Source organism: Helicobacter bizzozeronii, assembly GCF_900196775.1.
In the GTDB taxonomy this organism is placed as follows: Bacteria; Campylobacterota; Campylobacteria; order Campylobacterales; family Helicobacteraceae; genus Helicobacter; species Helicobacter bizzozeronii.
On record NZ_FZLB01000086.1, the window covers coordinates 1 to 3,795 of the forward strand.

Genomic DNA, 3,795 nt, shown 5'->3' on the forward strand with positions numbered 1-3,795 from the left:
GTCCTTGAATGCGTTTGTAATGATCGCTAAAAACCAAACTCATTTGTTTTTTAGCTTGTTCTTGACCGATCACAAATTGATCCAAATACGCTTTAATGGCTTTGGGGGCGTATTTGTCTTGGGGTTTGGGCGTGATTGGGGGGGTGGATTTGGGGGAAGGGGATTCTTGGGTGGGAGTTGCGATCTTTAGCTCTTGTGGTTTTATGAGGTTTTTTTGGAAAAATTGCGTCTGCATCGCAAGGAATATTTTGAAAAAGGCGGGTTTATCATCAAAAAATAGGGCTTCTAGTTCTATATGCATATTCTCAGCCCACCATGCAGCAAACGCTCTCTCTAGCATGGTTTGCTCGTTGATCAAGCGTTGTTCTATCTCTATAATCTTTTGGATCAAGCCCCTTTTATCCTCCATAGACACATTGGCACTCTCCAAATGAGCCACGCACCACTCTAAAAAATTCTCTTCAAAATTGCTCTTCTCTTTGAGAAATTGGCGTTGCAAGTCAAGGATTTTTTGGGCAAAGGCGGGTCTGTCATCAAAAAATAGCGCCTCTGCATATTCATCGACATGCTTAACGCACCACTGACTAAATGCCTCTTCTAATGCTTTAGGCACTAGGGCAAAATATGGCGGGAGTGTGGTGGGCGTGGGTTTTTTTGACTCTTTGTGGTGGTTTTTAAAGTCTAAGAGCAGGCGCAACACTTCTTGGCTATGCGGGCTGTGGCTTAAAAACACATGGGGCTTAAAAGCGAGGTTGGGCACGATCGCCATGCCATCGCTATGCTTTACAATGCTTAATGGCAGATTTAAATGACTGGCAAGGGTGTTGATCATGCTGTCCATCCCGGCATGTCGTTGGCTAGAAATCTTGCTAAACTCTAGGGCTTGGGCGGGGTTTAGGCGTGCCAGTAGGGCATGCTCGACTTCTTGCATAGCAATAGAGTCCTCAAAAATCTCTAATAAGCGTTGCAAAACCCAAATATTTAGAGCGTATTCAAAATAGTAGCGCTCTTGCCCTTGATACTTAAAGCGGTGTTTGTTTAAAAAACTTTTGGCTTTGGGGTAGTCTAAATGGAAGTCTTTAAAATCATTGGGGGTTAATATCCCGTATGTTTCTTGTAAGCGGAGTTTGGCGATTTGTTTGCGGGTTTTGCGCTTGAGTGTGGGGTTATTCTTGGGGCGTGCCAAATGATCCACCACCCCTGCTAATGCCCCTTGCTCAATCCTTAAAATCTCTTTTAAGTTGAAAGCTAAAATGGAGCGATCGAAACTGGGCAAAACACTTGGGGGGGTGTAGGTGGTTTGGAAAATATAATTATCGCCTTGGCAGTATTTTTCTAGGGCGAGTTCGGTCTCTTTGGTGAGAAAAGAGAGATCGCTGGTGGCGATTGTGGCGTGCGTGGGGGTTTGCTTGAGGGCTTTTTCTAGGGAGTCTATAAAATCTGGCTCCCATTCTTTGAGAATTTCCTCATACAAACGCGCGCCAAAATGCTCCATATCTACATCCACATATTGCATAGTGTCATGGGCGGCACTCAAATGATAGACATGGTTGGGGTCGTGGATAGCAAAGGGCTTAAACAGCTCCACTAAAAAGGCAATCACTTCTTGAGCGTTTTGAAAATTGATACGCCGTTGCTTGGCGTGTCTTTGGGCATAAATGCCCGCAAAGAAATAATGCGCTTCTTGCCTTTGATAAATTTGTTCCTCTGTCATATACTCCCAAGCAATATGCATGCTCTGGGCTTGTTGTTCATGATTTAGGCTCACCCAACCAAAGTTTTTATAGGCCTGATCGGCAATCCAACACAAATAACCCGCTTTTTGTTGGAGCAAATAAATTTTAAGCGCGTGAAAGCCCATCTCTTTTGGGACATGCGGATAAATAGGGATAATATCGCGGTGCATTTGGAGCAATTGGCTGACATTCTCCTCACTTAACACTCTCCCAAAGAAAAACAAGAGGCGTAAAATGTCGCGATGGTGCGCGCTCTGGTTTAAAAAGTTGGCGGGCTTAAAATGAGGATTTTTAGCGATCACGACTTGATTGTCTTGTTGTAAAATAGCAAGTGGGAATGCCAAATGCTCGATCAAGCTCCATATAGCAAGCTCTTGCTTCTGCTCAAGATTTTCATAAAAGGCTTGCTCAAATTCATCAGCCTGCGTGGGGCTTAGACGCGCTAGAAGTTGATCTTGTATCTCTCTGCTCTCCAAAGAATTATCAAAAATCTCTAGCAAGCGTTGGTATGCCCAAACCCATAAAGCCTGCTCCATGTAGTAATGTTTTTGATCATTGAGCATAAAACGCCGAAGGGCAAAATATTCGCTCTCTTCAGGGATGGCAATCTTATCCTTGCAACTGGGGAAGTTTTGTGCAATATAGACTTGAGCGACTGCCTTGATTGCCTCAGGGTCTTCTGGGTCGTGGAGTTTGAAGTGTTCGATAATTTCTGCTGTGATCAAGCCATGGTGTTGGGCAAAGCAAAGTTTGGCAAGTTGTTTGCGCACCTTGCGTTTAAACTTGGGTTTTCTTTGGGGCGGGACTAGGTTGTCCATACACTCCTCTAAATGATCTTGCCACAACTTGAGGGACTTAGATAAACTTGTGCGCAAAATCTCAGGATCAAACTTGGGTAAATAAATGGGGGCTTTATAAGTGGCTTGGAAGACAAAAGAATGTTCTTGGCGGTATTTTTCAAGCACGGGTGCGAGCATTTTGGGGAAAAAGGGGAGGGAGTTTAGGGGTATTGTTACTTGGGAATGGGTTTTGGTACAAATTTTATTCAAGGTGCTCTCAAAAGCATGGGACCAGGATTGCAAGGCCTTTTTATACAAGGATTTAGCCATGTTTTTCTCTTTTTGGATCTCTAGATCCGCATTGGCCATGATTTGGTGCTGGGAGAATTTGGGATCAAAATGGGCGTATGGTCTATAGAGATTTAGCAAAAAATCCACCACTTCTGTGCTGTCTTTAAAAACAATCAAGCGTTGGGCGGTCTGTCTTTCCTTGCAAATATCCTCAAAGAAGTAATATGCCCTATAGGGGTATTTTTGTAGCCATTCTAATTCCTCTCCCCCCTCTAAAATATAGGAATCACAATCATCTGTGAGTCTATCCCATGGAATGCGCGAACCCTGCGCTTGGTGGAGTGGTTTTAAAGCCACCCAGCCAAAATTTTTATAGGCGTGTTCAGCCATCCAAGTGAGGCAACCCTCTCTTTGGATGAGCAAATATCTTTTCAGCTCATAAAAGCCCATCGGTTTTTTGGATTTTCCCATGCCTGCTCCTTTGTATTTAATATCTATATCTTTTTTATCTGCCTTGTTGCGATCAATGCCCTTAATTTTACCCTCTATTAATTTGTTTTCCACATCTTTGGGGGGCTTTTGTTCTTTTTTGGGGCTTAAAAACAACCAAATATCTAGCGTCTTTTCCAGCACAAAGAAAAAGATTTTACACAGCACTATTAGAATAAAACCCAAAATCACACCTGCAAACTCCAGCCCAATCCAAATCAAAATGCCATAGATAATGTAGTGCATGCAAATCCTTATTGTATGAACCAAAACCTAGCCATTAAATCGACCTAAAACTTTTAACCCCAAATCCACCACCTAAGCCCCCCTTAAGCTTTCCACCGATATAATGCGCTTTTGCCTAAGCAAATGTGCATAGCTTGAAAGCCTTTTTCTAAAGCGTGTTTCTGAGGTTTTACCTGAGAAGTGCGTTTTTGGAGTGTGTCGCTGGAAAGTCTTTGCTTAGTGTTTTTTGACTTGTTATTGTCAATAGCCTATGT

Annotated in this window: 1 protein-coding gene; it reads right to left on the reverse strand. The window is 43.0% G+C overall.

What is annotated here, in order from left to right; all coding sequences use genetic code 11:
• Positions 1 to 3,541, reverse strand: a 3,541-nt coding sequence (locus C5684_RS09610; protein ID WP_233708723.1) for a hypothetical protein, incomplete at its 3' end; no start/stop codon positions are given.
• Positions 3,542 to 3,795 lie beyond the last annotated feature (254 nt).